Source organism: Paenibacillus sp. FSL H8-0280, assembly GCF_045040665.1.
Classification (GTDB): Bacteria; Bacillota; Bacilli; order Paenibacillales; family Paenibacillaceae; genus Paenibacillus; species Paenibacillus xylanexedens_A.
In genome coordinates this window covers 1211632-1235759 of the sequence record NZ_CP150296.1, presented here as the reverse complement: position 1 = coordinate 1235759, position 24128 = coordinate 1211632, and the positions used below count along the sequence as shown (strand labels likewise).

Genomic DNA, 24128 nt, shown 5'->3' with positions numbered 1-24128 from the left:
TTGAAAGACAAAATGAAGATAAATGTCCTTTTATAGTGGACAAATATATGCCCGAATTCCATTTTTATAAGCTGAACTATACATTTACACGAAAATATAGAAGTAAGTAGAACCCTAAGAAGTGTAACTAAAAGCTTGCTGTAAGAAAGATACTATGGAGGGCATATGTTACACTTCTAATACCTCATAAGGAGAATCCGAGATGAATGAACATAGACAGGATAAAGATCAGAATAATAAACCAAACGCATCATTCGAAAATAGTGGACACCACGGGGATTTAACCGGGGCAATAAACACTTCAGATATAAGTCCGGTCCAAGCAAATTCATCACAACGTGTATTAATTGTAACCGCGGTTGATGCGGAGAAAGATGCGGTCCTCCGCGGTTTGGGAGATACAGCCGCGGAACGATTTGACGTCATCGCTGCGGGCGTTGGCCCAGCCTCGGCCGCTGCGGGAACAGCCGCTACATTGGCATATGCCGTAGCAGCTGCGAGCACAAGGGCGTTGGCGCAGGGTTCCACTGCGCCAAGCCCATCCGATGTGGCACAGGCATCTGCCACATCTTCAAGGCCGGGGCCCCTTGCCGGGACCGGATCTTCACCAGCCTACATGCTGGTGATCAGTGCCGGCATCGGCGGTGGGTTCCCCGGCCGGGCAGACGTCGGCTCCCTCGTGGTAGCCGACGCTATGGTTGCTGCCGATCTGGGCTCGCAGACGCCAGACGGCTTCCTTAGTGTGGACGAGCTCGGATTCGGCTCGTCCATTGTGGCGGCGGACGCGGAGCTTGCCGCTCGCCTGCGCCATGAGCTGCAGCGGGATGGGCTCGCTGTCAGCGGAGGCACTGCGGTCACCGTGTCTACGGCGACCGGAACAGCGGAGACGGCTGCGGAGCTATTGCGCCGCGTGCCGGATGCCGCCGCCGAAGGTATGGAAGGCTTCGGCGTGGCAACAGCTGCCCAGCAGTTCGGCGTGCCAGCACTCGAACTGCGGGCCATATCTAACGCGGTCGGTCCACGCGACCGCGACGCTTGGCGCATCAAGGACGCCCTCGATGCGCTTCAGGCTGCAAGTTCCATTTTACGGGAGGTTATTACATCATGAAAATTGCATTTTCCCCTTGTCCAAATGATACATTTATCTTTCACGCGTGGGTGCACGGTTTGATCCCGGGCGCACCTGAGCTGGATGTCCGTTATGCTGATATTGATATTACCAATGGTCTGGCAGCAAATCCGGATGGCCCCGACACACCTGAAGTGATGAAAATATCTTATGCAGCACTGCCATACGTGTTATCTGACTATGCTCTGCTTCCTGCTGGAGGCGCACTTGGTAGAGGATGTGGTCCGTTGGTTCTGACCGCAAATGGCACGACCGATCCAGCATATCTGTCTGGACGACGGGTTGCTGTGCCAAGTGAACGCTCGACAGCATATCTCTTATTCCGTCTGTGGGCAGCGCAAAATGTTCCGGGTGGTGTAGGCGAGATTGTTGTCATGCCATTCGACCAGATCATGCCTGCTGTACGGGACGGCAAGATCGATGCCGGACTTGTCATCCATGAAGCACGCTTCACGTACCAAAACTATGACCTCAAACTAATGACAGATCTCGGGAACTGGTGGGAAAGCGACACAGGCCTTCCGATCCCGCTTGGAGCGATCATCGCACGTCGCAACATGGATGTTCATGCCCTCGCCGGATGGGCACGCGCCTCCGTTGAATATGCATGGGCGCACCCGGATGAGTCGAGAGCATACGTTATGGAACATGCCCAAGAAATGGACCCTGACGTAGCTGCACAGCATATCGGACTGTATGTTAACGAATTCAGCGCCAATCTGGGCGATGATGGCTACGGTGCGATTACTGCACTACTTGGACGTGCCATGAAAGAAGGACTCGTTCCCGAGTTCGACCTTGATCTGTTGCGAATCTAACATTTAACTATTTTTCAACTATATCTTTACGCTCTAAATATAACGAACCCTACGCACCTTATTCAGCCGAATATCATGCCACGAGAATTCTAACGAATCTCAGACACCGTATTCGGCTAAATCTCGTTCAAATTGCCGATAAACTCTCACACTCAAGCACAATAACGATCCTACGATTCGTTAGAAATTGGTAAGTGCGAATTTTCGGCTAATAGCGTGTACTCGATTCGTTAGAGTCCTGCATAGGGTACATTCCGGGATAAAAACTTTTTAACTAGCCAGGGTGATGGTGGTGTCCCAGGGTCTTGTTTTTATAAGGGCTTTGGTAGCATCAAGATACTTGCTGCAAACTAGTGACCTCACTAACCATGTTGGACTACACTACACATGGCATACGAAATAGAAAGAGCTGTCCCCTAACGTCAGACTTATGACGATGGGACAGCTCTTTTTTTCACTCTATGTTCAACTTCATATCTATCACTCTACTCAACCCAAGATTGAAGCAGAAAGAAACCCATGCAACTCCACGCTCTCCACGTCATCCTAAAACCTACTATAACCCATCCCAACCCACTGCTCTCCCTCTCACAACGGCGGTCTACGAATCCAACCCTCGCCTACGTTCTGCTGCAAACGCAGCCGAACAATCGCAATCATCCCCTACGAATCAGCTACAACCGTGCGAATCATGATTCGCAGAGCATCCAGCATCATGGGAAAAGGCAGCGACGGGACGGAAGGCTGCAACACCGCCATCTCTGTGGAGGCGGGAAAGTGTACAAATCCGGCACGGATCGGGAGTTGCCCTACTCGAATGTGATCTAGCACCCGGTACATTGTGTTGTTGCAGATATATGTACCTGCTGTATTGGACACGGTAGCGGGGATACCTGCTGCGGACATGTCATCCACCATCGCACGTATGGGCAACGTGGAGAACAAACCGTCCGGGCTGCCATCTACAATTGGCTCGTCCACAGGACGCTGTCCTTGGTTATCCGCGTAGGAACCAGGCGGAATGTCTTTGACATTCACGGCGATCCGCTCCGGTGTGATGGATGTTCTGCCCTTGGCCAGCCCACAGGCAATGACAACATCTGGCCGATAGGCTTCCATCTCTGCGATCAGCAGGTCTGCACATTCATCAAAGTGCACGGGCAACAGTACTGTTTTTAGCTCAGCACCCTCGATCACTTCGTTTGCAAGAGCATCCATTAATGCCCCCGTCGGATTCACCGCATCCCCGCCAAAAGGTTCAAACCCGGATATCAGAATCTTCACCATCACACGTCAGCTCCTGTCTGTTTACTCCGATTTGTAACGTAATCCCCACTGGCCCCGAATCGTGTCCATCAGCTTCATGATTTCCAAGGATTCGTCCAGTTTAATGGTGTTACTCTCCGTCCGACCTTCGAGGATACAACGTCCCGCTTCTTCCGCCTCAAAAGCATAACCTATGCATGTTCGATCATCCGTGAACTTCTCCGGCTCATCCTGACCATTCACATGCAGATAGGCTTCTTTGCCCGCCAGGAATAAAGGGAGACGAATCTTGCCTTCCGTACCATATATGACCGCTTCATTGCTAAGGTTCAGACGAATGGCAGCACTCAGTGATGCAGAACGTCCCTCGGAATAGGACAACAATACGGAAAACTGCTCGTCCACACCCGTCTCACCGATATTGGCCGTACTCCATACATGCTGGGGCTGTTCACCAAAGATCATCGATGCAAAGGAGATCGGGTACACCCCTGCATCCAACAATGCGCCTCCACCCAGATCCGGATTAAGCAACCTACCTTCCGGCTCCCAGCCGACACGGAATCCAAAGTCTGCCTGGAGCAAACGTACTTCACCAATTCGTCCTTCTGCAATCCATGCTCTGGCTTGAGCGATCGGTGGCAAAAAGCGTGTCCACATCCCTTCCATCAGGAAAAGGTTACGCTCCCGTGCCGTCTCCACCAGTTGCTCCAACTGACGCGCATTCATCGTAAACGGCTTTTCACAGAGCACCGCCTTGCCCGCCTCCAGACAAGCCAGTACATTCTCCTTATGCACAGGATGAGGTGTTGCCACATAGATAATATCTACCTCAGGGTCTTGCAGCATCTCTTCATAAGAACCGTAAGCGCGTGCAAAACCATATTCAGCTGCAAACTTCTCCGCACTTCCCGTTGTCCGTGAACCTACCGCTGCTTTCTCTGCGTTCCCGGCATGCTCCAAATCCTTTGCAAACTGGGATGCAATCCATCCTGTGCCCATAATGCCCCAGCGTACTTTGTCCCGTCCCACTACTTCTGTCATATTAAAGCCTCCCTACTGCAATTTGAGTTGAAAAGGTTCATGATTCAGATCAGGCCAACATGTTATCCCCTTTATTTTACCAAAAAGAAACGCTTACGTCAGAAAACGATTTCGATTATGTGCTTTCAATAGACTTCAAGCTCATCAGGGCCTCGAACATATCTGGGTACATTTCAATTCTCCAGTAGATTTGCTAAGATTATCAGCAGACTAGGGCCATGAAGTCTTGTCCCTAAGCATACTTGTAACTAGCGACAATCTGGTTAAAATATCGATCACATCTGATAACGGGATCATATACCCTGTGCTATTCATAAAACTTCTGACTATACTGCAAACGCGCTTTTGACAAGACAGTCAGTAATCATAACATCATGCAAAACGCATCAATAGACGTTTAAAATAGACCTTCATGTCCGAGAAAATATGGTACGTTCCAGATTCAATCATTACCTAAACTGTTCAAAAGAGAGGAGGACGCATAACACCATGACTACCATCCCAGGTACCGCCCACAGCGGCAAGAATCCACACCTGTTGCATCAGCAGACAAGTCCCAATTCAGAAAAGGAATCCTCCACCCGAGCAGACCTGGATGCATTCCTGAATGATACCCTGATCGAACTTCGTCAGGCAGAACATATTATAACCCGTGGGAAATGGCGCTGGTCCACAACTGAGCTAGCTCATCATACTTTCATATACATGCACAAATTCACAGGCCAACTGATCATGAATGGGATCAAATCTCACGTGGTTCGCAAATCAGCTTGTCTGTCCCTACCAAGAACTGCAATTGAACTGTTTAGTGATGAAGACCATGATATTGAACTGTATATCATTCACTTTGATATGTATCGGGCTACGGAGAAAACAAAAGCCAGACGAATCTACGAACGTGAGCTCAGTTCACCTGTTACAGGCTGGATTCAGGGCCCATTTTACGGTATACAGCGCATTGCCGCACAGCTTACACAACTGACCAACGAAGGTTTGGAAACAGGCCTGAAGGCACAGCTCTTCCTGACGGAACTGTTACATATACTCTGGCCTCAAGAAGACCAGACTGACGTAGTGGCTGGGCAGGATGAACCCGAACAGTGGCTCAGGTCCACCCTGCAATACATGCGCGAAAACTATATGCACGAGATCAAGCTGGAAAAGTTGGCTGAACTGGCTGACATGCACCCGTCGTATTATTCGCAGCTATTCAAGAGCCGCATGCAGAAAAATCCGATTGAATACATCACTCATCTGCGTATGAACCGGGCCAAGGAATTGCTGCTCACTTCCGATCTGCGTATCCGTGATGTGGCTCGTGAAGTGGGTTACCGTGACGAATTTTATTTCAGCCGACGTTTCCGAAACCATGCCGGTTATGCGCCAACTTCCTATGCGAAGCAGGTCCACCGAAATATCGTGTCGCTCTCCTATCCATACACGGACCACCTGATGACACTTGGTATCACGCCATGCGCAGCTCAGATCCAAGGCCATCTTCCTCATATGCCCAAATCGCTGACGCTGCCCTTCCACGCCTATGAACCTTGGGAACAAGGACGTCAGGCTTTCCTGGATGTGAATCCTGAATTGATTCTGACCAAGGACAATGCAGCTGCCAAAGCGATGGAGCATATTGGCGATGTCGCCCCCATCATCACGATTCCCTGGAACCAGACAGACGTCTTTGGTCATCTGCATCAGATTGCATCCATTGTGGATCGTACCCAAGCAGCCACAGATTGGCTGGATCGACATGAACGCAAGACAGAACGTGCACGCAAAAAAATCAAGGAATTCGTCGGGGACATCACCGTTGCCGTTGGCACGTTAACGCCTAAAGGTCCACGGATGTACAGCCATCGGAACTTTGGACATGTCTTTTATCGAACCTTGCAATTGGCCGCTCCTCAGCGCATTCAGACCGAACTGGCTGGCAAATCTCCCGGCGTTGGATTCAACTGGCTGCCCTTCACACCAGGAGAATGGGACGGACTGGAGGCAGATGTGCTGATACTGGCGATTAATTCTATGCATGAAAAGGCAACACTGTTGAAAGAGATAGCTTCGAATCCACTGTGGAACAGCCATCCTGCGGTAAAAAACGGACGTGTACATCTCATCGACTGGAACTCATGGGTCGTATATGCTCCATATTCCATCAACATCCAGCTCGATGAAGCGCTCTCTATGTTGACGAACAAACCTTCACTTTTGTAATCTAAAAAATGTCCATCTCCAAAATCTTAATTTATGCCATGTACGGGCCTGAATTAAGATTCTATAATGATCACTAATTGATAATGATAATCAATAACAATGAAATACGTTGTTGGTACCAAAGGAGTGACCCGTATTCAACATCCGGGACTGCCACATCGTCCGTCTAATTCAAGAAAATCTGCAGTGACCGTTGGGCTGACGTTTTTGTCTGCCATAGCCATACTGCTGCTAAGTATGTTTGTCGCAATCTCCTTAGGTGCCAAAGGACTAACTCTGGAAACCGTATGGGCTGCCATATTTCAGTACAACCCAGCTTTGACACCACATCAGATTATTCATGAGCTGCGGCTGCCTCGTGTCCTTGCCGCGGTTATTATCGGCGCTGCCTTTGCCGTTGCAGGAGCTTTAATGCAAGGCATTACGCGTAATCCGCTGGCAGACACGGGCATTCTGGGCATCAATGCAGGAGCCACTTTTGTCGTGGCACTGAGCTTTGCCTTTTGGCCCGGACTGCCGTACGGCTGGATTATGTTTTTATCATTCCTGGGGGCTGTTCTCGGCACACTGCTTATCTTCCTGCTTGGAATGGTAGCACCTGGTGGCCTGAATTCCATCAGACTGACCGTTGCCGGAGCCGTTATTGCAGCCATGTTAACCTCGCTCAGCACAGGCGTTGCCATTTATTTTGACCTGAGTCAGGATCTGGCCTTCTGGTATGCGGGAGGTTTTGGCGGAATAGAATGGCGGCACCTCAAGCTGATTCTTCCCGTGCTGCTCGCCACACTAGTACTGATTATGCCACTCGCCCGGCGTGTATCACTTATGTCACTCGGTGAAGAAGTGGCGATTAATCTCGGGATTAATCTGCGCTGGACGAGGTTTCTCGCCCTCGCAGCGGTTGTTGTGCTGGCTGGTGTGTCCGTGTCGGCAGTAGGCTCGATTGGATTTGTCGGACTTGTCATCCCTCATATCTCACGCAAACTGGTGGGTGTGGATTATCGACTCATCATTCCGATGTCTTCTCTGCTTGGAGCGATATTACTGGTGCTCGCCGATCTGGGCTCACGCATCGTGAACCCGCCCGAGGAACTCGCGGTAGGCATTATGGTCGCTTTTGTCGGTGTACCGTTCTTCCTCTATCTGGCCCGTAAAGAAAGGAGGGCCTTGTAGCGATGAATTTTAATACACCTTCACGAGGTAAACGTTCGATAGTCGTCAGTATCACGCTGCTCTGCATCGCCATTGCAGTTATTGTGATCAGCCTGAACACGGGAACCATTCGTCTCTCCCCAGCGGCTGTGTTACAGACTTTGCTGGGTAATGGCAGTTCGGATGATCAGATTGTACTGTTTGATTACCGACTGCCTCGCATCCTGGTAACTGTACTGGCCGGAGCAGGACTTGGTATTGCCGGAGCAGCCTTGCAAGGGATCACCCGCAATCCACTGGCGGACCCGGGGATTCTGGGATTACATGCGGGGGCAGCATTTGGACTAATGGTGTTTGTTAGTCTTTCCTTTACGATGGATGGTTCTGTGGCCTTGCTGATTCCATTGTTTGCTTTTGCAGGCAGTGTTGCCGCCGCCCTAATCATCATGCTGTTGTCTTACGATCGCCATAACGGCGTATCACCCATTAAGCTGATTCTGGTGGGAATCGCGGTAGCGGCCGGGTTCCATGCGTTGACACTCTACCTATCCCTGCGTCTGGATGAAGACACCTATTCCTTTGCCGCTCGCTGGCTGGCAGGAAGCGTCTGGGGCCGGGATTGGATTCATGTGCAAGCTTTGCTTCCTTGGGTGGTGCTATGTATTTCTTATATATGGAGTCGATCCAAAACACTCGATGCCTTCAATCTTGGAGATGCTGCCGCAACCAGTATCGGGACGCCTGTTCGATCCCAGCGTGTTATTTTGCTGCTCTGTGCCGTGGCTTTGTCTGCCGTCAGTGTATCCATGGCTGGTGGGATCGGCTTTATCGGTCTGGCAGCGCCACATCTGGCGCGCAGGCTTGTCGGTCCGATGCATCGGCATCTGATCCCTGCTGCCGGGCTTATCGGTATGGTTATTCTGGTGAGCGCCGATACAATCGGGCGAACGATCTTTCAGCCTAATGCCATTCCGGCAGGTGTGGTGGTTGCTGCGATTGGTGCACCTTACTTTTTGTACCTGTTAGTACGAAGCAAGTGATCTTTTTTTCAAAAAACAATAAAGACATCCAAGAGATGTTCAAGGAGAATGTGATTACCCATGTTAAAGAAAAATCTTATGCTTGTCATGAGTATCTGTCTGGTGCTTGTGCTCGCAGCCTGTGGAACGGCTAACAATTCATCATCTGCTTCTGGCGGTTCGTCCACGGATACTTCAAGCAACAATCAGGACAACAGTGCAAGTTCAGGAGAGCCACGTATTGCCTCCATGTCGATCCATCTGACCAATGATCTGCTGTCTCTCGGCATTACTCCGGTTGGTTCCGTCATCGGTGGCGAAGCCAAAGGTTTCCTGTCCCATGTTGCTGATCAACTTCAAAATACAACGCCACTTGGTCCGGTTAAAGACCCGGATATGGAAGCTTTGCTTGCCCTGAAACCCGATGTGATCTATCTGGACGAAGAATTTTCCGGTGGTGATATTGCCAAATTCGAAAAAATTGCTCCGGTGCATGTCTTCAATCTGGATGACGGTACATGGCGCGACCATCTGAAAGACATTGGCAAACTTGTGAATCGCGAGAAGGAAGCCGAGCAATACATTCAGGACTACGCAACCGAAACGGAAGAAGTGAAGTCCCTCATTAACGACACCATTGGTGATGGGACTGTGATGGCGATCCGTGTGACTGCCAAAGAGTTACGTGTATTCAGTACACGCCGTCCCATGGGTCCCATTTTGTATGAGGATCTCGGTCTGACTCCTGCCAAAGGGATCACAGATATCGATTCGACTAAACCGTATCAAGTCGTCTCCCGTGAAATATTGCCGGACTATGATGCAGATGCAATCTTTGTGGTTGTGAATTCGGATGATGAAGCCCAGACCATGTTCAAGGAGCTGCAAAACAATCCGATCTGGCAAGGCCTGAAAGCAGTCAAAGCTGGTCATGTCTACCCGATTGGGGCACAACCTTGGCTCGATTACTCATCGATCGGTAATAAAATGGCCATGGATGAAGCCAAAGAAATGTTCTCCAAAAAATAAAGTGTCCGATACATCTGATACCCATCATCTATAAAACAACAAAAAACCTCACTTTGAAATCGGAACAGCGTTTGTATGAATCATACGTACGCTCTATTCCCTTCAAAGCTGAGGTTTTTTTGCTTTGGATCTCCCAGCAAGCTGCAGTCCATCCTCTTCCACCAAATGCGCTCACAATGTACAGACAACGATCTCAACATCCGTATCGGCAAAAGTTTTCTGGATAATCGGACTGACCTTCTCCCATTTCAGCCTGTCCAACCCGCATCCTATTCTGGGCATAGCCAGCTTAGTAATGCCATCCTTCACACATACGTCCCGCATGGATTCTACCGCGTTCGTCAACGATTGATACGTCGGCTTATTGGAGAACTTTGCCTTGGTGACCAGATTCATCGTCCGTCCTACCGGATAACATCGTCCAATCTCAAGCGGCTCTTGTTTGGCCTGCTCTTGAAGATTTTCCAAACCAAATCGCTCCCGGAACTGTACCGCAATGCCCTTACCCATCCTTGCATCGGCTGATATGCAGTGCGCAAGCGTGTACTCAACCCCCAGTTCAAATAAATCATGTTCTCTCTCATGAAACTGCATGGCATTCATCTCCTTTATCACGCGCTCTCATTCAATCTATATCCCTTATTTTTTTATTAGGCCTCTGCCAAAAAACGTTGAAATGCCTTTAATGTTCGCTGACCTGAGGATCGATCATATACAGCAAATACAATTCGTTCAAAGGAGTCCTTAAATCCCTCTCCCACTAACACATCATGAAAATACTTCGCCACCACTGCCGGTTCATTACGAAATACGCCGCAACCATAAGCACCCAGAACAATCGTACGGTGACCGTTGGAAACAGCCACATCCAGAATATAACGAATACGTTCCTTCATCACGGACTCAATCTGTAGATCATCCGCTTCTCCACGCTCTTTCACCACACCCGCATTCACCGCTGGCGCAGTAATGAAGGATGATACATAATATTTGTCCAGCAATCGGTCTTCGTCATCACGGATCACCGGAACATCCGGTGAATAGATCATATAATTCGAATAGAGACCCGATCGCTGTTTGCGATTGTACTCGTACATTTCATCCATTTGGGCGATGCACGGGTATAGTCCTGTCGCTCGGGCCAGACTCTCTTCCTGTGCCTGACTTCCACCAAGGAAACCGCCGCCAGGATTTTTCGCCGATGCAAAGTTCAGACAGACCACATCTTCTCTTCCTTCATCTACCGTCAAACGTGAAGCCGCTCGAAGTGTAGTCTCGCCAGTAACCTCAATGCGAACTGACACAGATTCAGCTTCAGTTGATGAGGCTACCGAATGAGTTTCTGCGCGAGCTTCTGTACGGAGCTTTCCCCTGAGTCCGGAAAGCTCCGAAGGACGATATAATACCGAATTTCGAATGGCATGCTGCACATCGATACCTATCTCAACCTGGCGATCATACCCATTTACGTATTGCCCTTCATCCAAAATAGCCAGCGTCTGCTGTGCGATACTGGCCCGCATGGTACGTGGATTGGAGCCGGTAATACCAGTTGATCTATCGAGTGTACTGTTGTTGTAACGTCCCCTGCTGTTCTTGTTATTGCTGCTATTGTTCTTATCCTGTTGTTGATCACTCATCTGAATCACTTCCTATATCTTCTCTTAGACGGGTCAGAATCTCACCCAGCCAGTTGGTTCCCCGCCATGTTCTTCGATTACGAATACGCAGGTCTTCCTCCGCCAGCCCTACACCCCAGATGCGATCATCCGGACTTGCTTCTACAAGGGTCGTTCCACGAGTGGCACGCAGCACGGTTAGCAGTTCTTCGTTTTGTGTAAATTTGGCCAAATTACCCTCGTAGACAATGCGCTGGCACTCAGCTTCCCATAAAGTCCGGTCGAAGCCTGCGACCTGTCTGCCCAGCTTTTTTTGTACTGAAGCAGAGCTTGCCTTCAGAATCTTGTCTGCGATGGTCTGATCGCCAAACAGCAGCGCTTTCTGGTGCATCATGTATTGCTCCGCACTCGTGTAGTGAACCCCGTTCACGGTAAAATCCGCCGGGTGCCACTGTGAGAACGGAGATGCAGTCCGCCAAAAAAACGTAAACTTTTCCATCCATATCCCCTCCTTACTTGCTCCTCATGTATGAAGCGATCCCGCCTTGGCTTGAATCACTTCGTCCGAGTTCATTGATTCTTACCGTTTCGTTTCTACGGTGTCTGCCTCTCTGGATTCAATCTGTATAAACGTGAGGGTCGATGACCGGCACTGCTCGCATACTCTCCTGTCTCAATAACCCAATCGGCGATTTTACGCCGGAAAGCGGCAGCTAGCAGTTTTTTGCCACTGATGATCTCATGTACTTTCTGAAGTGCAGTCAGCGTAAACGTCTCCGGCATCAGATTAAATGCAATATCCGTGTACTCGATCTTGGATCGTAGACGCTCAAGTGCATAATGAATGATTTTGGCATGATCAAATGCAATCCCCTGAACCTCACCCAACGTCAAACGATGGCTCCGTACTTTCCCTTCTATGGTTTCTTTCGTTTCAACAATTGCCGATAACTCTTCTGTTCCATTGGTCAAAATCAACTGCAATCTGCGTTCTGTCACACGTCCACGCTCATGGATATGGCGCTTCTCTTCCAGAAGCCGCTGCTCCACCCGAAACCAATTGGCCTCACTGGCATCATCGCCAGCCTTAAGCTCCAGCTCGCTGCTATCGACCAGCGCCATATAGGAACAGCTGATGACCCGTGTACGCGGATCTCGCTCCACATCTCCCCAGGTGTACAGTTGCTCCAGATAAATATCATCCAGCCCTGTCTCCGTCAACAATTCCCGCCGAGCAGCATCTTCCAATGATTCCTGCATGGAGACGAATCCGCCCGGTAACGCCCACTGTCCCAGATAGGGATGGCCGCCTCGCCGGATCAGCAGTAACTGGAGTTCGGGTTCCGCAAGCTTGCGATAATTCTCCTGAGCTTCACTGCGAATCGTAAAGATCAACATGTCCACGGTGACGGAAGGACGTTCGTAATCACCAGCATTATACGTTTCCAGAAACTGTTGTTCACTGATATGTACCTGATCCTGATGCTCCCGGTAATCGGGAGTTTTTCCTCCAGAGGAACCTTCGTAAGTCATAATATACAAACTCCATTCTGTTATTAACATTATGTTATTAACAATTAGATAATATCAATTTATCACATCATTTTATCTCAGGTCAATATTTCCAGTCTAAAATAAATGATCTGTATTCACTTGACGATATGTCAAATCGAACTTAAGATTTAGTTAGTCGACTAACTAAATGTATGTGTTCAAAAAGTGTGGTTTTCAATACCGAGAAGATGGAATGAAGGTAGAAATGGAGTAGATGATATGAACCCAGTCCAAAATGATCGGTTAATGGGACAGCTATCCGAACTCGTGAAACTGAAACGCTACAAGGTTCATGAGAAACTTGTGAATCACCCCGAGTTATACCCGGGGCAGCCCCCTTTGCTGTTCCAGCTTGAACGGGAAGATGGCCAATCCCAGAAAAACCTGGCCGAACAACTTCAGCGCAGTCCCGCAACGGTAACCGTCATGCTTAAGCGCATGGAATCATCCGGTTATGTGAGACGCGAAGCAGACCCGAAGGATCTGCGCAGTCTGCGAGTATACCTGACGGATCTGGGGCGCTCTGCGCTACAAGAATTGAGAGAAGTGATTCAGGAGTTGGAACAGCAGGCCCAGAAAGATTTTACACCGGAAGAATCTGAGATCATGTCTGCACTTGCACAGCGTATGCTCCAAAACCTGCGTGAAGCTTGAGGTAGTAAAGACTTGCGACATGGTTTAAAAGAAAATACTAGAATCAACTGCATAACTCACTAAAACGGATTTTTGTAATATACCTAGCCTTGATTGAAGCAGCTAACGGTATTATGAAATTGATTCACTTATGCTATGAAGATTGAGGTGATTTCCTATTGTGGACGTTAAAACGATTCTTGACCCCGTATAAGTCGGCAGCAATCGTTGCCCCGCTGCTCATGGTACTTGAGGTAACCATGGACCTGCTCCAGCCCAAGCTGATGTCCAGCATCGTGGATGATGGTGTACTTGCAGGGAATCTGCCCCATATCGTGACTACAGGTCTGATCATGCTACTTGTTGCGTTAATCGGCTGGGTTGGCGGCGCAGGCTGTACACTCTATTCAAGCAAAGCTGCCGTTGGATACGGCACCGATCTTCGCCAGGAACTGTTTGACCATATTCAAACCTTCTCCTTCCGCAATCTGGATACATTTCAGGAAGGATCTCTGATCACCCGTCTGACCAGTGACATTACCCAGATGCAGACCTTTGTACAGATGCTGCTACGGATGTTTATCCGTTCACCAATGCTGATCATTGGTAGTATCATCATGGCGTTTACGATCAGTGTGAAGCTGGCACTCATTCTTATTGCGACTGTGCCAGTACTGTTTATTATTTTATTTATCCTGATAAAAGCATCCTATCCGCTGTTCGCCAGTGTGCAGAGCAAGCTTGATCAGGTCAACGCTGTGCTTCAGGAAAATCTTGCCGGCATTCGTGTCGTCAAGGCGTTTGCACGTGCACGTCTGGAGAAAAAACGGTTCAAGCAATCCAACGAAGATTACACTACAACCGCCGTCAAAGCCTGGCGTATTGTAACGCTGAATGCACCCGTGCTCAGCTTGATGCTGAACGCTACCATTGTAGCCGTGCTGTGGTTTGGAGGTTTCCAGGTAGTGGGAGGCGATATTGCTGCCGGAGATCTGATTGCTTTTATCAACTATGTCACGGTTGTACTCTCGTCCCTCACGTCCATCGGCATGATGATGATGAGTTTCTCCCGCGCCAAGGTATCTGCTGCCCGGATCAACGAGGTGTTACATACACAGCCGGATATTCAATCGGGAACCGACAACTCCGGGAATGTACAGTCACTCCCGTCTACTCGTGATCAGTCTCTATACCAACCGTCTTCTCTTTCCTCGCGCACAGGCGGTCAAGTGGAATTCAGAGACGTATCTTTCCGTTATGACGGAGACCATGCACTCACCGGCATTAACCTGAAGGCTCGCCCGGGTGAGAAAGTGGCCCTGATCGGTTCAACAGGTTCAGGCAAAACCTCGCTGGTGCAGCTGATTCCCCGTCTGTATGATGCTTCACAGGGTGAAGTGCTCGTGAACGGAGTGAACGTTCGCCACTGGGATCTTCAGGATCTTCGCAGCCGTGTATCTATTGTGCTACAGGAATCCATCCTGTTCAGCGGCAGCATCCGGGATAACATTTGCTTCGGCCGGCCCGGTGCAACGAATGCTGAATTGCGTGCTGCGGCACAAGCTGCGGCAGCAGATGATTTTATTATGAAACTGAAGGACGGGTATGACACGGAGCTGGGTCAGCGCGGGGTCAATCTGTCCGGTGGACAGAAACAGCGTATATCCATTGCACGCGCCCTACTCATGCGACCGGAAGTGCTGATTCTGGATGATAGCACCAGTGCTGTAGACCTGCGTACGGAAGCGAGCATTCAGAAGGCTTTGCAATCTTTGATGAAAGACAGCACGACCTTTTTAATTGCACAGCGGATCTCCTCCGTGAAGGATGCAGACTGTATATATGTCATTGATGAAGGACAGATCGTTGCCAGAGGCACACATGATGACCTTATGGCTCATTCATCACACTACCAGGCGATCTATTATTCGCAGCAACGGAAGGAGGATGTTCAATTTGGCTAAACCTGCATCTTCCTCCATTCAACAAACCGTCGTGCCTCCTATCGGAAGACCCGGACCAGGGGGCAGAGGACCCGTTCCCAAAGTCAGAGCCAAAAATGCTCGCCACGCCCTAATTCGGGTATGGTCGTATATGGGACGTCATCGCAAAGGAGTCATTGCTGCATTGGTTCTAACCGCTCTCGGCACACTGCTCAATCTGGCAGGGCCTTATCTTCTCGGCCGTGCCGTTAACGAACATATCGTTCCCAAAGTAACAGCGGGTTTGCTGAAGGAATGTCTTCTATTGCTGAGTGTTTATGTCCTTGGCTCACTCCTGATGTGGGCTCAATCCTATGTCATGATTGGTGTGTCCCAACTGACCGTCAAAGATCTGCGACATGCGTTGTTCTCCCGACTGCAAGAGCTACCTATCCATTTTTTTGATAAAAATCAAAGCGGGGATCTCATGAGCCGGGCGACCAATGATATCGATAACGTATCTACAACGCTGAACCAAAGCGTAACCCAATTGATGTCCAGTGCCATCCTGCTCGTTGGTTCCTTGTCGATCATGTTTGCACTTGATGTACGGCTTACCCTGCTCAGTCTGGTGACTGTACCCTTGATTACCATCGCCACTCGCCTGATCGCGTCAAGAACACGCAAACACTTCACAGCCCAGCAGAAATTGCTTGGTGAGCTTAATGGGTATGCTCAGGAAACGATTGCTGGACAAAAAGTCGTAGCTGCCTATAACCGACAAGATCAGGCACATCAACATTTTCAGAACCTAAACGAGAAACTGCGCACATCCAGCACACAGGCCCAGACTGTTTCAGGTTTGGTTGGGCCTACGATGAACGTGATGAACAATATCGGGTTTGCCATACTGGCTTCTGTAGGTGGATGGATGGCTTATCATGATCTGACGTCCATCGGACTAATCGTCAGCTTTCTCGCTTACTCCCGCCAGATTGAGCGGCCTCTCAACGATCTGGCCAATCAGTACAATCTGATTCAGGCTGCAATCGCAGGTGCTGAACGTGTGTTCCACATTATGGATACGCCTGGCGAATACGTGGAGGAACAGAAGAAACAACTGGACCAGATTCAAGGTAAAGTGATATTTGAAGACGTCTCTTTCGGATATAGTGCGGATCGAGACATTCTTAAGAAGGTCAGTTTTACTGCAAAACCTGGTGAGATGATTGCACTTGTTGGACCCACCGGCGCAGGCAAAACGACCATTATCAACCTGTTGCCCCGTTTCTACGAGATTACAGGCGGACGGATTACCATTGATGGATGTGACATCTCGGAACTGGAGAAGGATCAACTCCGTCGACAACTCGGCATTGTACTTCAGGATGCCTACCTGTTCTCGGGTACCATTCGCGACAATCTCGCATATGGCAAGCCGGACGCAACCAATGAACAGATCAGGCAAGCGGCTGAGCTGGCGAATGCACATTCGTTCATCCGCAAACTGCCACAGGGCTACGATACCCCCATCATCTCTGGGGGAAGCAACCTGAGTCAGGGACAACGACAACTGCTGACCATTGCCCGGGCAATTCTGGCTGATCCAGCCATTCTTATTCTGGATGAAGCAACAAGTAGCATTGATACACGTACAGAGATGAAGATCCAGGAAGCGATGCGCACTTTAATGAAAGACCGTACCAGCTTTGTTATCGCCCACAGACTGAGCACGATTCGTGAAGCCGATCAGATTCTCGTCATTGATGATGGACAGATCGCTGAACGGGGCAGCCATGACGAGTTGATGCAGCAACAAGGATTCTACTATCAGTTACATCGGGGACAGCTCAATAAGTCGAACTGAAGCATGTCTGCAAAGCTACTGCATGCCGAAGCGAACCTTAGCGCGTACGGAGCAAGCGAATGCGCTGTATCCTGAATGTGCGAGGACATGTCCTTCGTGTGCGAACAAGTGATCAATACGCCACAAAAGCGGATATTCTCCATTCCACATGAAAAACTCCACTTCGCACCAAGCGGGATTGGAGGAATCTCCCCGCTTGGTGCGGGACGGAGGAATCCTTCCGCTTGGTGCAGGCCGGAGGAGTCTTCTCGCTCGCTGTTGGAGCAGAGTATGCGCGAGCTCTAACGAATCTGAGGCGTCTTATTCAAGCTTTTGAAGCTCTCTCAGAAATCTAAGGAACCTGAGCCACGTTATATCCAAATAAACAGCCATTTTCAGCGCTTTTTCATGGGATGTTGGGAAATAACGTGCCTGAAGTTTCTTACAAATTAAAGTAAGGACCTGAAGGCCAAATAAGACGTCCTATGTTCCTTAGAAAATGGACTACCCATTCGCCAGGTTCAACCGGCTCGAACTTCAGACTTTTATACGCTGACCTCCATCATCATATCGCTTACTTGAATTTGCAGACACACTCTTATATAGCTAAAATGATCTGAACCGATGTGGACTCCACACATTAGTTAATCGAAATACTAAACGCCGCATGGGGTTCTTCAGGACCCATGCGGCGTTTTTTTGATTTTATTTAATAACTATTTAATTGCTATCTCTGGGTAAATTATATGATTTACGTCTCCATTGGCAGATGAAGCGTGAAGGTCGAACCAACCCCCATTTCGCTATGGACGGTAATTTTACCATTGTGATCCTGAACGATTTTCTGGCAGAGCGCAAGTCCAAGTCCCGTACCTTCTTCTTTGGTTGTATAAAATGGATTAAAGATTGTGGATAGCGAATTTTCCGGAATGCCGCTTCCTGTATCTGTAATTGAAATGAGCACTGCGTCTCCGTCCTGCAACAAATCCATATGGACCTCACCAGGGTCTGTCATTGCTTCAAAAGCGTTACGAATCAGATTGATCAATACCTGCACAATTTTATCTCGATCCATGATGATTACAACTGGCTCATTAGTCATTTCAAGCGTAATTTGATGCCCTCGGGATGCCGCATCTGACTCGGTCAAAGACATCACTCGTTCAAGGCAGTGACCCAAATGTTCAGGCTTCATGTGATTGGCATGTGGTTTGGAAAACTGCAAAAATTCAGCCGTCAAATCGGTTACTCTCGTCACCTCACCCATGATCACTTCATACCATGGCGCGATATTAAACGCTTGTCCACGTGACAGTTGCAGGAATCCCCGAATTGCGGTAAGCGGGTTCCGAATTTCGTGAGCCATACCTGCGGCCAGTTCACCTACAGCCCTTAGTCTTTCGGAACGAAATACTTCTTCTTCATTTTTCAGCCATTTGCTGCGCTGTTGTTGAAGCAGCCTATCCTCGGCTACTGTCATAAAGTGCTGCAACGAATCCGACATTTCCGGGTACAGGGAGATGCTGTAGCTTACCTGGAGTCCTTGAAGCTGAACGGATAACAGTGACGACATTCGTTCTTCCACATCCTGTATCTCCGGCAAAACGACTGCAAATCGGTCTCCTGCATACCGGGATATGCCATAGGCCTCGGTGAAATGATTGCTGATCATCTGACCTGTACCTGTGATTACCGTACACCAAGGATCTTCTGAATCTTTTTTAAAGCCGCTAAAGTTATTGACGTTCAAAAGGACAAGCAAAAAAGACCGTTGCTCTTCTACTGTCTTATGTAACACCTCCATGTAACCTTCGTAATTCAACAGTCCGGTAAGCGGATCATGCAGGGTCAGGAACCGATTTTTTTCCCGAAGCCTGCGCTTCTCGACCTCACTGTTGATTAAGGTATGATACAGAAAAATGATAACAACCGAGGTTAACAGGTCAAATAACGAAACCAGCAAAGCATATGTATCTACAGGCACATACGAAAGCCGAATCAACGTATATTGCAGCATAAGCAGCAACGAAATCGGCAAGGTCTGCGCCAACCTTGGTTTGTCCTGGATCATTGAAATAATGAGCATATAATACAGCATGTTGCACCAGTTCAGTTCACTGAAATAGTGGAATATCCCGAGAAAAATCCACTGAAATTTTCGCAGCACAGGATATCGTCTCTCCCCATAAATACTTGCTACCAATAATGTCGCCGAAAGTGACATTATTGCCATATTAGGGGTAAGCCTGAGAACATAAGAGGACAGAATGACAAGCAGACAACCTAGCGGGAATATCACCATTTTCATCGTGTAACTAAGCAAACAGCCTCGCCCCCTTTGACATAAAACTCACATCAAACAACTTATGTACATGTATTATATCGATTATGATTAGCTGATGTTGTCGATTAGTGGAGGCTCGTCAAATTCGCACGAATGTATAAATTATGAAGGCAATAGGACATATGATGTAATTGTAATCAACAAAAGTGAAACAATTCCTCTTCGCATAGATCATTATTGTGGTACAATAAATTAATGGATTAATTTAGGATAAATACTTGGTTATGGAGGATATCACATGACAACACAACGAAAACCACTAGGCTTCGGAACGCTATCTCTGCTTGTACTATTGATGGGTCTCGCCTTTAACTTCCAATGGGGCAAAACAAATTTTATGATCAGTCATTATCTTTTTAACTTAATAAACATACCTATTTATAGCAACGGAACTCAAGGATTTCACATTCCTTTTGTAGTAGCAGCCCTCTTCTGGATTCCAGCCTTCTTGATCGCCAAAAAAAATCGTTCACATTATGGCACAAGTGTATCTTATAACGTCGCCGGATTTATGTTGCTCTTGTGCATGATGGGGCCATTTATCCCCGTTATCGATTGGATGGTCAATGGTTAAACAATTAAAGCCAGCTCTCTATATCCCGAGGGCTGGCTTCTTTGCTGCTTTTCCATATAAGATGAACAAATTGTTTACACGATAACGTAGAGGACAGAAATAACCTGAAGAAGCGGAGCTAAAAGCTTTCTGAAAGAAAGCTACATCGGAAGCATACACCTCGCCTTTATCCCCGGATTTTCACTTCTTTAGAAGGGAATCAAAAAATCTGGGGATAACAGCGATCAGAAGGTTGTTCTGTCATCGGAGTGACTGGTGTAACCTCTTGAGGCTCATCTTATTTCTTCGCCATATACTTACGGATATCAAAAGCCACCGCAGCAACAATGATCAATCCTTTGATAATCAACTGCCAGTATGGACTTACACCGATAAACGTCAGACCATAGTTAATGACCCCGAAGATCAATACCCCTGCCATAACTCCAGGCACTGTTCCAATACCACCCGCCGTTGATACGCCGCCTACCACACATGCGGCGATTGCATCCAGCTCATACATGTTACCGTAATTGTTCGTAGCCCCACCTGTCCGAGCCGCTTCAAGTACACCACCCAGACCATACAATGCACCCGCAATGGCATACAGGGCAACCAGGTTACGTGCCACATGAATTCCGGATACATGCGCTGCCTGAATGTTGCCACCGATGGCGTACATGTTTTTACCGAGACGTGTTTTGTTAAAGATCACCCAGCAGATTAATGCAACCGCAATAGCAATCAGTACGATATATGGGATGGAATAACCCCCGCCCAGATCAATGTAGCCAGAGCCAATGACGGTGAAGTCTGGTCTCAATCCTCCGATCGGCTGCGATTGGTTGGGTTCCGTATCAAAATAAATGGAATTCAGTCCATACACGGCTACCATCGTACCCAACGTTGCGATAAAAGGAGGCACATGTAATTTGGCGACAATGAGTCCATTTACCAATCCCACGAATAGACCCGCGGTAATCCCGACAAGGATCGGCAGACCCACCCATAAGTGGGGCAGATCGGGGAAGAAGCGGTTGGCATACTCGTCAATTTGCAGCATCGATGCCGATACAACCGCCGTCAGACCAACCACCCGTCCAGCGGACAGATCGACCCCGCCTGTGACAAGGATAAAGGCTGCACCGAGCGCAATAATGGCCCGTGTGGAGGACTGCTGCAAGATGTCCCGCAGTGTGGAGAAGGCCAGAAAATTCGGATCGGCAATCGCAATACCAATAATGAGCAGGATCAGTACGATAAAAATGGCGCGCTGTGTTACATATTGTTTCACTTGATTGATCATCTGTGTGTTCATCTGTTTCCCTCCTGACTAAGCCATCCGCTGTTGTGCGGCCAGCCTCATAATATCCTGCTCGGTTGCCTCGGCTCCGTCCACGATTCCGGTGAGACGCCCTTCGCTCATCACCATAATGCGATCCGACATACCCAACAGTTCGGGCATCTCCGAGCTAATCATGATAATACTTTTGCCCTGACGAGCCAGTTCCGTAATAATGGTGTAAATCTCAAACTTGGCCCCTACATCGATTCCACGTGTCGGTTCATCCAGCAGCAGAATCTCCGGGTCGGTCAGCAACCAGCGGGCCAGCAGAACCTTCTGTTGATTACCGCCAGACAGGTTTCGAATCAGCGTGTTAACTGAAGGCGTTTTGGTTCTGAACTTCTGCGTCTGTTCCCGTGCCTCTTCCCGACCCTTCTTCTCGTCCAGCAAACCCACGCGATTTCGGTAGCGCCCCAGACTGGCAATGATCGTGTTCTCATACACCGACAACACCGGGAATATCCCTGTAACCCTTCGTTCTTCCGTGAGCAACGCAATGTTATGACGCTTCGCTGCTGCGGGGGAGTTAATCTTCACCTTGCGCCCATGAATCGAAATGGTACCTGAAGCGAGTCTACGCAGTCCAAACAAGGACTCAATCAGTTCTGTCCGCTGTGCTCCAACCAAGCCGCCAATGCCGAGCACTTCACCTTTTCGCAGCTCAAAGGATACATCACAAAACGATTTGGACTGACTTGATGTCAGACCCTCGGCTTTTAATATCACTTCACCGGGTACGTTCGTCCGTTCCGGGAAACGTTCGTCCAGATCACGGCCAACCATACGCGTAATAATCAGATCTGTCGTTAGATCAGCAGCATCCCATGTCCCGACAACAAAGCCATCGCGCATGATCGTCACTTCATCCGAGATCGTCAGGATCTCCTCCATCTTGTGTGAAATATAGATAATAGATACGCCGCGACTGCGCAGTTCATTAATAATGGCAAAGAGTTGATCCACTTCCTTGCCTGTCAGGGAAGAAGTTGGCTCATCCATGACGATGACTTTGGATTGAAAAGAGACCGCCTTGGCAATTTCCATGGATTGAATCTTGGAGACAGACAGTGTTCCCGCCTGAGCCTTCGGATCAATATCCAGGTTCAAGTCCTTGAACAGGGCCAGCGTATCGGTATACATCCGTTTCTCGTCCACCAGTATTCCCCTCATCGGAAAACGACCCAGCCAGATATTCTCCATCACCGGACGATGCGGGACCGGATTCAGCTCCTGATGAATCATGGATATGCCTTGCTGAAGTGCAGCTTTGGAATTCGGAATATCCACATCCTTTCCTTCGATGCGTATCGTTCCTTCATCTGGACGATACATGCCGAACAGACATTTCATAAGTGTGGATTTCCCCGCTCCATTCTCTCCCATCAAAGCGTGAACCGTCCCCGGCTTCACTTTCAATGTGACCTGACTTAGTGCCTGCACACCCGGAAATGCTTTGGAAACTCCATTCATCTCCAGCAGGTAAGGTGACTCCATCTTGGTTCCTCCCTTCCATATGACCGGCAAAAAAGGGACGCTACCCGAATGTCGGACGTCCCTGTCTCGTGCTGTTATTGGGCGTCGGCGATGTTGTCTTTTGTAATCTTTTTGTATGCAATCCAGACGTATTTACCATCTGTAATGTCGTATTTGGTATTTTCCTTTGTTGGTGTCTCACCTTTGGCAAGTACGGAAGCCAGTGCCACCGTGGCTGCACCCTGATTCTTGGCATCATTAAGCACCGTACCTAGCATTGTGCCATCCTGTAGAGCCTGAATGGCTGGAGCTGTCGCATCCACACCTACCACCGGCATGGATTTGCCATCCTTGAAGTATCCGGCTGCTTTCAATGCCTCAATGGCTCCCAAGGCCATGTCATCATTGTTTGCGAGAACGGCTTCAATCTTGTCACCATGGGAAGCCAGGAACGCCTGCATTTTCTCCTGACCTTTTACCCGATCCCACATCGCCGTGTCTTCCGCCAGCACTTCCACTTCGATTCCGGCATCCTGGATCGCCTGAACCGAATATTTGGTCCGAAGCTCTGCATCCTGGTGACCCGGTTCCCCTTTAAGCATGACGTATTGCAGTTTGCCATCCCCGTTTTTGTCCGCTTCCGGATGTGCTTTCCAGTAATCTACAATTAACTGTCCAGAGATCGTACCGGACTCCTCCGCTTTTGCTCCTACGTAGTACACTTTATCCCATTTGTTCATGTCTTCCGCCACCGGCTCACGGTTGAGGAATACCACCGGAATGTTCGCTGCCTTGGCTTTGTCAATGATGACCCCTGCCGCCGTCCGGTCCACCGGATTCACGGCCATTGCATTATATTTCTTGGATACAAACAGATCCACTTTCTCATTCTGGGTTGGCTGTGCATTCTGGCTATCTACGATATCCAGGGTCGCAATACCTTCCGCTGCTGCGGTCATCGCATTACGTACACCCGTCATGAATGTATCATCAAATTTGTAGATGGCAACACCAATCTTGGGCGTTTCCGTACCGGCTGCTGTCTGGCCTCCTGTATCTGTTCCCGTACTTCCACCTGCGCTGTCTCCGCCGCTGCTACACCCCGCCGCCACAACCATACATGCCGTAATCAACAGTGTCATCCATGTTTTCTTCATATCCT

20 protein-coding genes are annotated in these 24128 nt (G+C 48.9%); 10 read left to right on the top strand and 10 right to left on the bottom strand.

Annotated features, from left to right (window positions below):
• The first annotated feature begins 202 nt into the window (after positions 1-202).
• A complete protein-coding gene (locus MHI12_RS05470) occupies positions 203-1108 on the top strand; it encodes a futalosine hydrolase (protein ID WP_405171788.1) in 906 nt (301 codons plus the stop codon).
• Positions 1105-1947 (top strand): 1,4-dihydroxy-6-naphthoate synthase, encoded by an 843-nt coding sequence (locus MHI12_RS05465; RefSeq protein ID WP_405171787.1) that lies wholly within the window; start codon positions 1105-1107, stop codon positions 1945-1947. Before MHI12_RS05470 ends, MHI12_RS05465 begins: the two co-directional genes overlap by 4 nt.
• A gap of 663 nt (positions 1948-2610) precedes the next feature.
• Here MHI12_RS05465 and MHI12_RS05460 read toward each other — a convergent pair.
• Positions 2611-3234: a pyroglutamyl-peptidase I gene (locus MHI12_RS05460; RefSeq protein ID WP_405171786.1), complete on the bottom strand. Its 624-nt coding sequence runs from the start codon at positions 3232-3234 to the stop codon at positions 2611-2613.
• A 21-nt stretch (positions 3235-3255) separates the two neighbouring features.
• Positions 3256-4257 (bottom strand): Gfo/Idh/MocA family protein, encoded by a 1002-nt coding sequence (locus tag MHI12_RS05455; RefSeq protein WP_405171785.1) that lies wholly within the window; start codon positions 4255-4257, stop codon positions 3256-3258.
• Between the two features lie 489 nt (positions 4258-4746).
• On the opposite strand from MHI12_RS05455, the gene MHI12_RS05450 reads away from it, so the two are divergent.
• From MHI12_RS05450 to MHI12_RS05435, 4 genes are all read left to right on the top strand, one after another.
• Positions 4747-6477 carry a helix-turn-helix domain-containing protein gene (locus MHI12_RS05450; protein WP_405171784.1) on the top strand — a complete coding sequence of 577 codons (1731 nt, stop codon included), beginning with the start codon at positions 4747-4749 and terminating at the stop codon, positions 6475-6477.
• A gap of 99 nt (positions 6478-6576) precedes the next feature.
• A complete protein-coding gene (locus MHI12_RS05445; protein WP_341006341.1) occupies positions 6577-7650 on the top strand; it encodes an iron ABC transporter permease in 1074 nt (357 codons plus the stop codon).
• A gap of 2 nt (positions 7651-7652) precedes the next feature.
• Positions 7653-8669 carry an iron ABC transporter permease gene (locus MHI12_RS05440; RefSeq protein ID WP_047841845.1) on the top strand — a complete coding sequence of 339 codons (1017 nt, stop codon included), beginning with the start codon at positions 7653-7655 and terminating at the stop codon, positions 8667-8669.
• Positions 8670-8729: 60 nt separating this feature from the next.
• The gene (locus MHI12_RS05435) at positions 8730-9677 is read left to right on the top strand and encodes an iron-hydroxamate ABC transporter substrate-binding protein (protein ID WP_405171783.1); all 948 of its coding nucleotides are present in this window, start codon (positions 8730-8732) and stop codon (positions 9675-9677) included.
• 171 nt (positions 9678-9848) lie between these two features.
• On the opposite strand, the gene MHI12_RS05430 is transcribed toward MHI12_RS05435, so the two are convergent.
• The 4 genes from MHI12_RS05430 to MHI12_RS05415 form a co-directional block, all read right to left on the bottom strand.
• The gene (locus tag MHI12_RS05430; protein ID WP_405171782.1) at positions 9849-10271 is read right to left on the bottom strand and encodes a macro domain-containing protein; all 423 of its coding nucleotides are present in this window, start codon (positions 10269-10271) and stop codon (positions 9849-9851) included.
• A 56-nt stretch (positions 10272-10327) separates the two neighbouring features.
• Entirely contained in the window at positions 10328-11200 is an 873-nt protein-coding gene (locus MHI12_RS05425) for a TIGR02452 family protein (protein ID WP_405172939.1), read from the bottom strand.
• A gap of 109 nt (positions 11201-11309) precedes the next feature.
• Positions 11310-11795, bottom strand: coding sequence for an NADAR family protein (locus MHI12_RS05420; RefSeq protein WP_405171781.1), 486 nt, complete (start codon positions 11793-11795; stop codon positions 11310-11312).
• A 95-nt stretch (positions 11796-11890) separates the two neighbouring features.
• Positions 11891-12829: an NrtR DNA-binding winged helix domain-containing protein gene (locus MHI12_RS05415; RefSeq protein ID WP_405171780.1), complete on the bottom strand. Its 939-nt coding sequence runs from the start codon at positions 12827-12829 to the stop codon at positions 11891-11893.
• Positions 12830-13069: 240 nt separating this feature from the next.
• On the opposite strand from MHI12_RS05415, the gene MHI12_RS05410 reads away from it, so the two are divergent.
• The 3 genes from MHI12_RS05410 to MHI12_RS05400 all read left to right on the top strand — a co-directional run bounded on the left by MHI12_RS05410 (position 13070) and on the right by MHI12_RS05400 (position 17272).
• The gene (locus tag MHI12_RS05410) at positions 13070-13504 is read left to right on the top strand and encodes a MarR family winged helix-turn-helix transcriptional regulator (protein ID WP_405171779.1); all 435 of its coding nucleotides are present in this window, start codon (positions 13070-13072) and stop codon (positions 13502-13504) included.
• Between the two features lie 158 nt (positions 13505-13662).
• Positions 13663-15447, top strand: a complete 1785-nt coding sequence (locus MHI12_RS05405; RefSeq protein ID WP_405171778.1) for an ABC transporter ATP-binding protein — start codon at positions 13663-13665, stop codon at positions 15445-15447.
• Positions 15440-17272, top strand: coding sequence for an ABC transporter ATP-binding protein (locus tag MHI12_RS05400; RefSeq protein ID WP_405171777.1), 1833 nt, complete (start codon positions 15440-15442; stop codon positions 17270-17272). Before MHI12_RS05405 ends, MHI12_RS05400 begins: the two co-directional genes overlap by 8 nt.
• A 730-nt stretch (positions 17273-18002) precedes the next feature.
• Here MHI12_RS05400 and MHI12_RS05395 read toward each other — a convergent pair.
• The gene (locus tag MHI12_RS05395; RefSeq protein ID WP_091016210.1) at positions 18003-19418 is read right to left on the bottom strand and encodes an ATP-binding protein; all 1416 of its coding nucleotides are present in this window, start codon (positions 19416-19418) and stop codon (positions 18003-18005) included.
• A gap of 415 nt (positions 19419-19833) precedes the next feature.
• Here MHI12_RS05395 and MHI12_RS05390 point away from each other — a divergent pair, with 415 nt between their 5' ends.
• The gene (locus tag MHI12_RS05390; protein WP_405171776.1) at positions 19834-20169 is read left to right on the top strand and encodes a hypothetical protein; all 336 of its coding nucleotides are present in this window, start codon (positions 19834-19836) and stop codon (positions 20167-20169) included.
• A 277-nt stretch (positions 20170-20446) separates the two neighbouring features.
• Here the strand turns inward: MHI12_RS05390 and mglC are convergent, their stop codons facing one another.
• From mglC to MHI12_RS05375, 3 genes are all read right to left on the bottom strand, one after another.
• A complete protein-coding gene (gene mglC, locus MHI12_RS05385) occupies positions 20447-21466 on the bottom strand; it encodes a galactose/methyl galactoside ABC transporter permease MglC (RefSeq protein ID WP_017690326.1) in 1020 nt (339 codons plus the stop codon).
• Between the two features lie 15 nt (positions 21467-21481).
• Positions 21482-22987 carry a sugar ABC transporter ATP-binding protein gene (locus tag MHI12_RS05380; RefSeq protein WP_405171775.1) on the bottom strand — a complete coding sequence of 502 codons (1506 nt, stop codon included), beginning with the start codon at positions 22985-22987 and terminating at the stop codon, positions 21482-21484.
• Between the two features lie 74 nt (positions 22988-23061).
• Positions 23062-24123: a galactose ABC transporter substrate-binding protein gene (locus tag MHI12_RS05375; protein ID WP_405172938.1), complete on the bottom strand. Its 1062-nt coding sequence runs from the start codon at positions 24121-24123 to the stop codon at positions 23062-23064.
• Between the last annotated feature and the right edge of the window lie 5 nt (positions 24124-24128).

Excerpts from the sequence above, each read along its gene's own strand:
- MHI12_RS05450 (WP_405171784.1), top strand. The coding sequence starts at position 4,747 with ATGACTACCATCCCAGGTACCGCCCACAGCGGCAAGAATCCACACCTG.
- mglC (WP_017690326.1), bottom strand. The coding sequence starts at position 21,466 with ATGAACACACAGATGATCAATCAAGTGAAACAATATGTAACACAGCGC.
- MHI12_RS05445 (WP_341006341.1), top strand. The coding sequence starts at position 6,577 with ATGAAATACGTTGTTGGTACCAAAGGAGTGACCCGTATTCAACATCCG.
- MHI12_RS05410 (WP_405171779.1), top strand. The coding sequence starts at position 13,070 with ATGAACCCAGTCCAAAATGATCGGTTAATGGGACAGCTATCCGAACTC.
- MHI12_RS05470 (WP_405171788.1), top strand. The coding sequence starts at position 203 with ATGAATGAACATAGACAGGATAAAGATCAGAATAATAAACCAAACGCA.
- MHI12_RS05440 (WP_047841845.1), top strand. The coding sequence starts at position 7,653 with ATGAATTTTAATACACCTTCACGAGGTAAACGTTCGATAGTCGTCAGT.
- MHI12_RS05460 (WP_405171786.1), bottom strand. The coding sequence starts at position 3,234 with ATGGTGAAGATTCTGATATCCGGGTTTGAACCTTTTGGCGGGGATGCG.
- MHI12_RS05380 (WP_405171775.1), bottom strand. The coding sequence starts at position 22,987 with ATGGAGTCACCTTACCTGCTGGAGATGAATGGAGTTTCCAAAGCATTT.
- MHI12_RS05455 (WP_405171785.1), bottom strand. The coding sequence starts at position 4,257 with ATGACAGAAGTAGTGGGACGGGACAAAGTACGCTGGGGCATTATGGGC.
- MHI12_RS05465 (WP_405171787.1), top strand. The coding sequence starts at position 1,105 with ATGAAAATTGCATTTTCCCCTTGTCCAAATGATACATTTATCTTTCAC.
- MHI12_RS05420 (WP_405171781.1), bottom strand. The coding sequence starts at position 11,795 with ATGGAAAAGTTTACGTTTTTTTGGCGGACTGCATCTCCGTTCTCACAG.
- MHI12_RS05435 (WP_405171783.1), top strand. The coding sequence starts at position 8,730 with ATGTTAAAGAAAAATCTTATGCTTGTCATGAGTATCTGTCTGGTGCTT.
- MHI12_RS05375 (WP_405172938.1), bottom strand. The coding sequence starts at position 24,123 with ATGAAGAAAACATGGATGACACTGTTGATTACGGCATGTATGGTTGTG.
- MHI12_RS05390 (WP_405171776.1), top strand. The coding sequence starts at position 19,834 with ATGACAACACAACGAAAACCACTAGGCTTCGGAACGCTATCTCTGCTT.
- MHI12_RS05425 (WP_405172939.1), bottom strand. The coding sequence starts at position 11,200 with ATGCGGGCCAGTATCGCACAGCAGACGCTGGCTATTTTGGATGAAGGG.
- MHI12_RS05430 (WP_405171782.1), bottom strand. The coding sequence starts at position 10,271 with ATGCAGTTTCATGAGAGAGAACATGATTTATTTGAACTGGGGGTTGAG.
- MHI12_RS05415 (WP_405171780.1), bottom strand. The coding sequence starts at position 12,829 with ATGACTTACGAAGGTTCCTCTGGAGGAAAAACTCCCGATTACCGGGAG.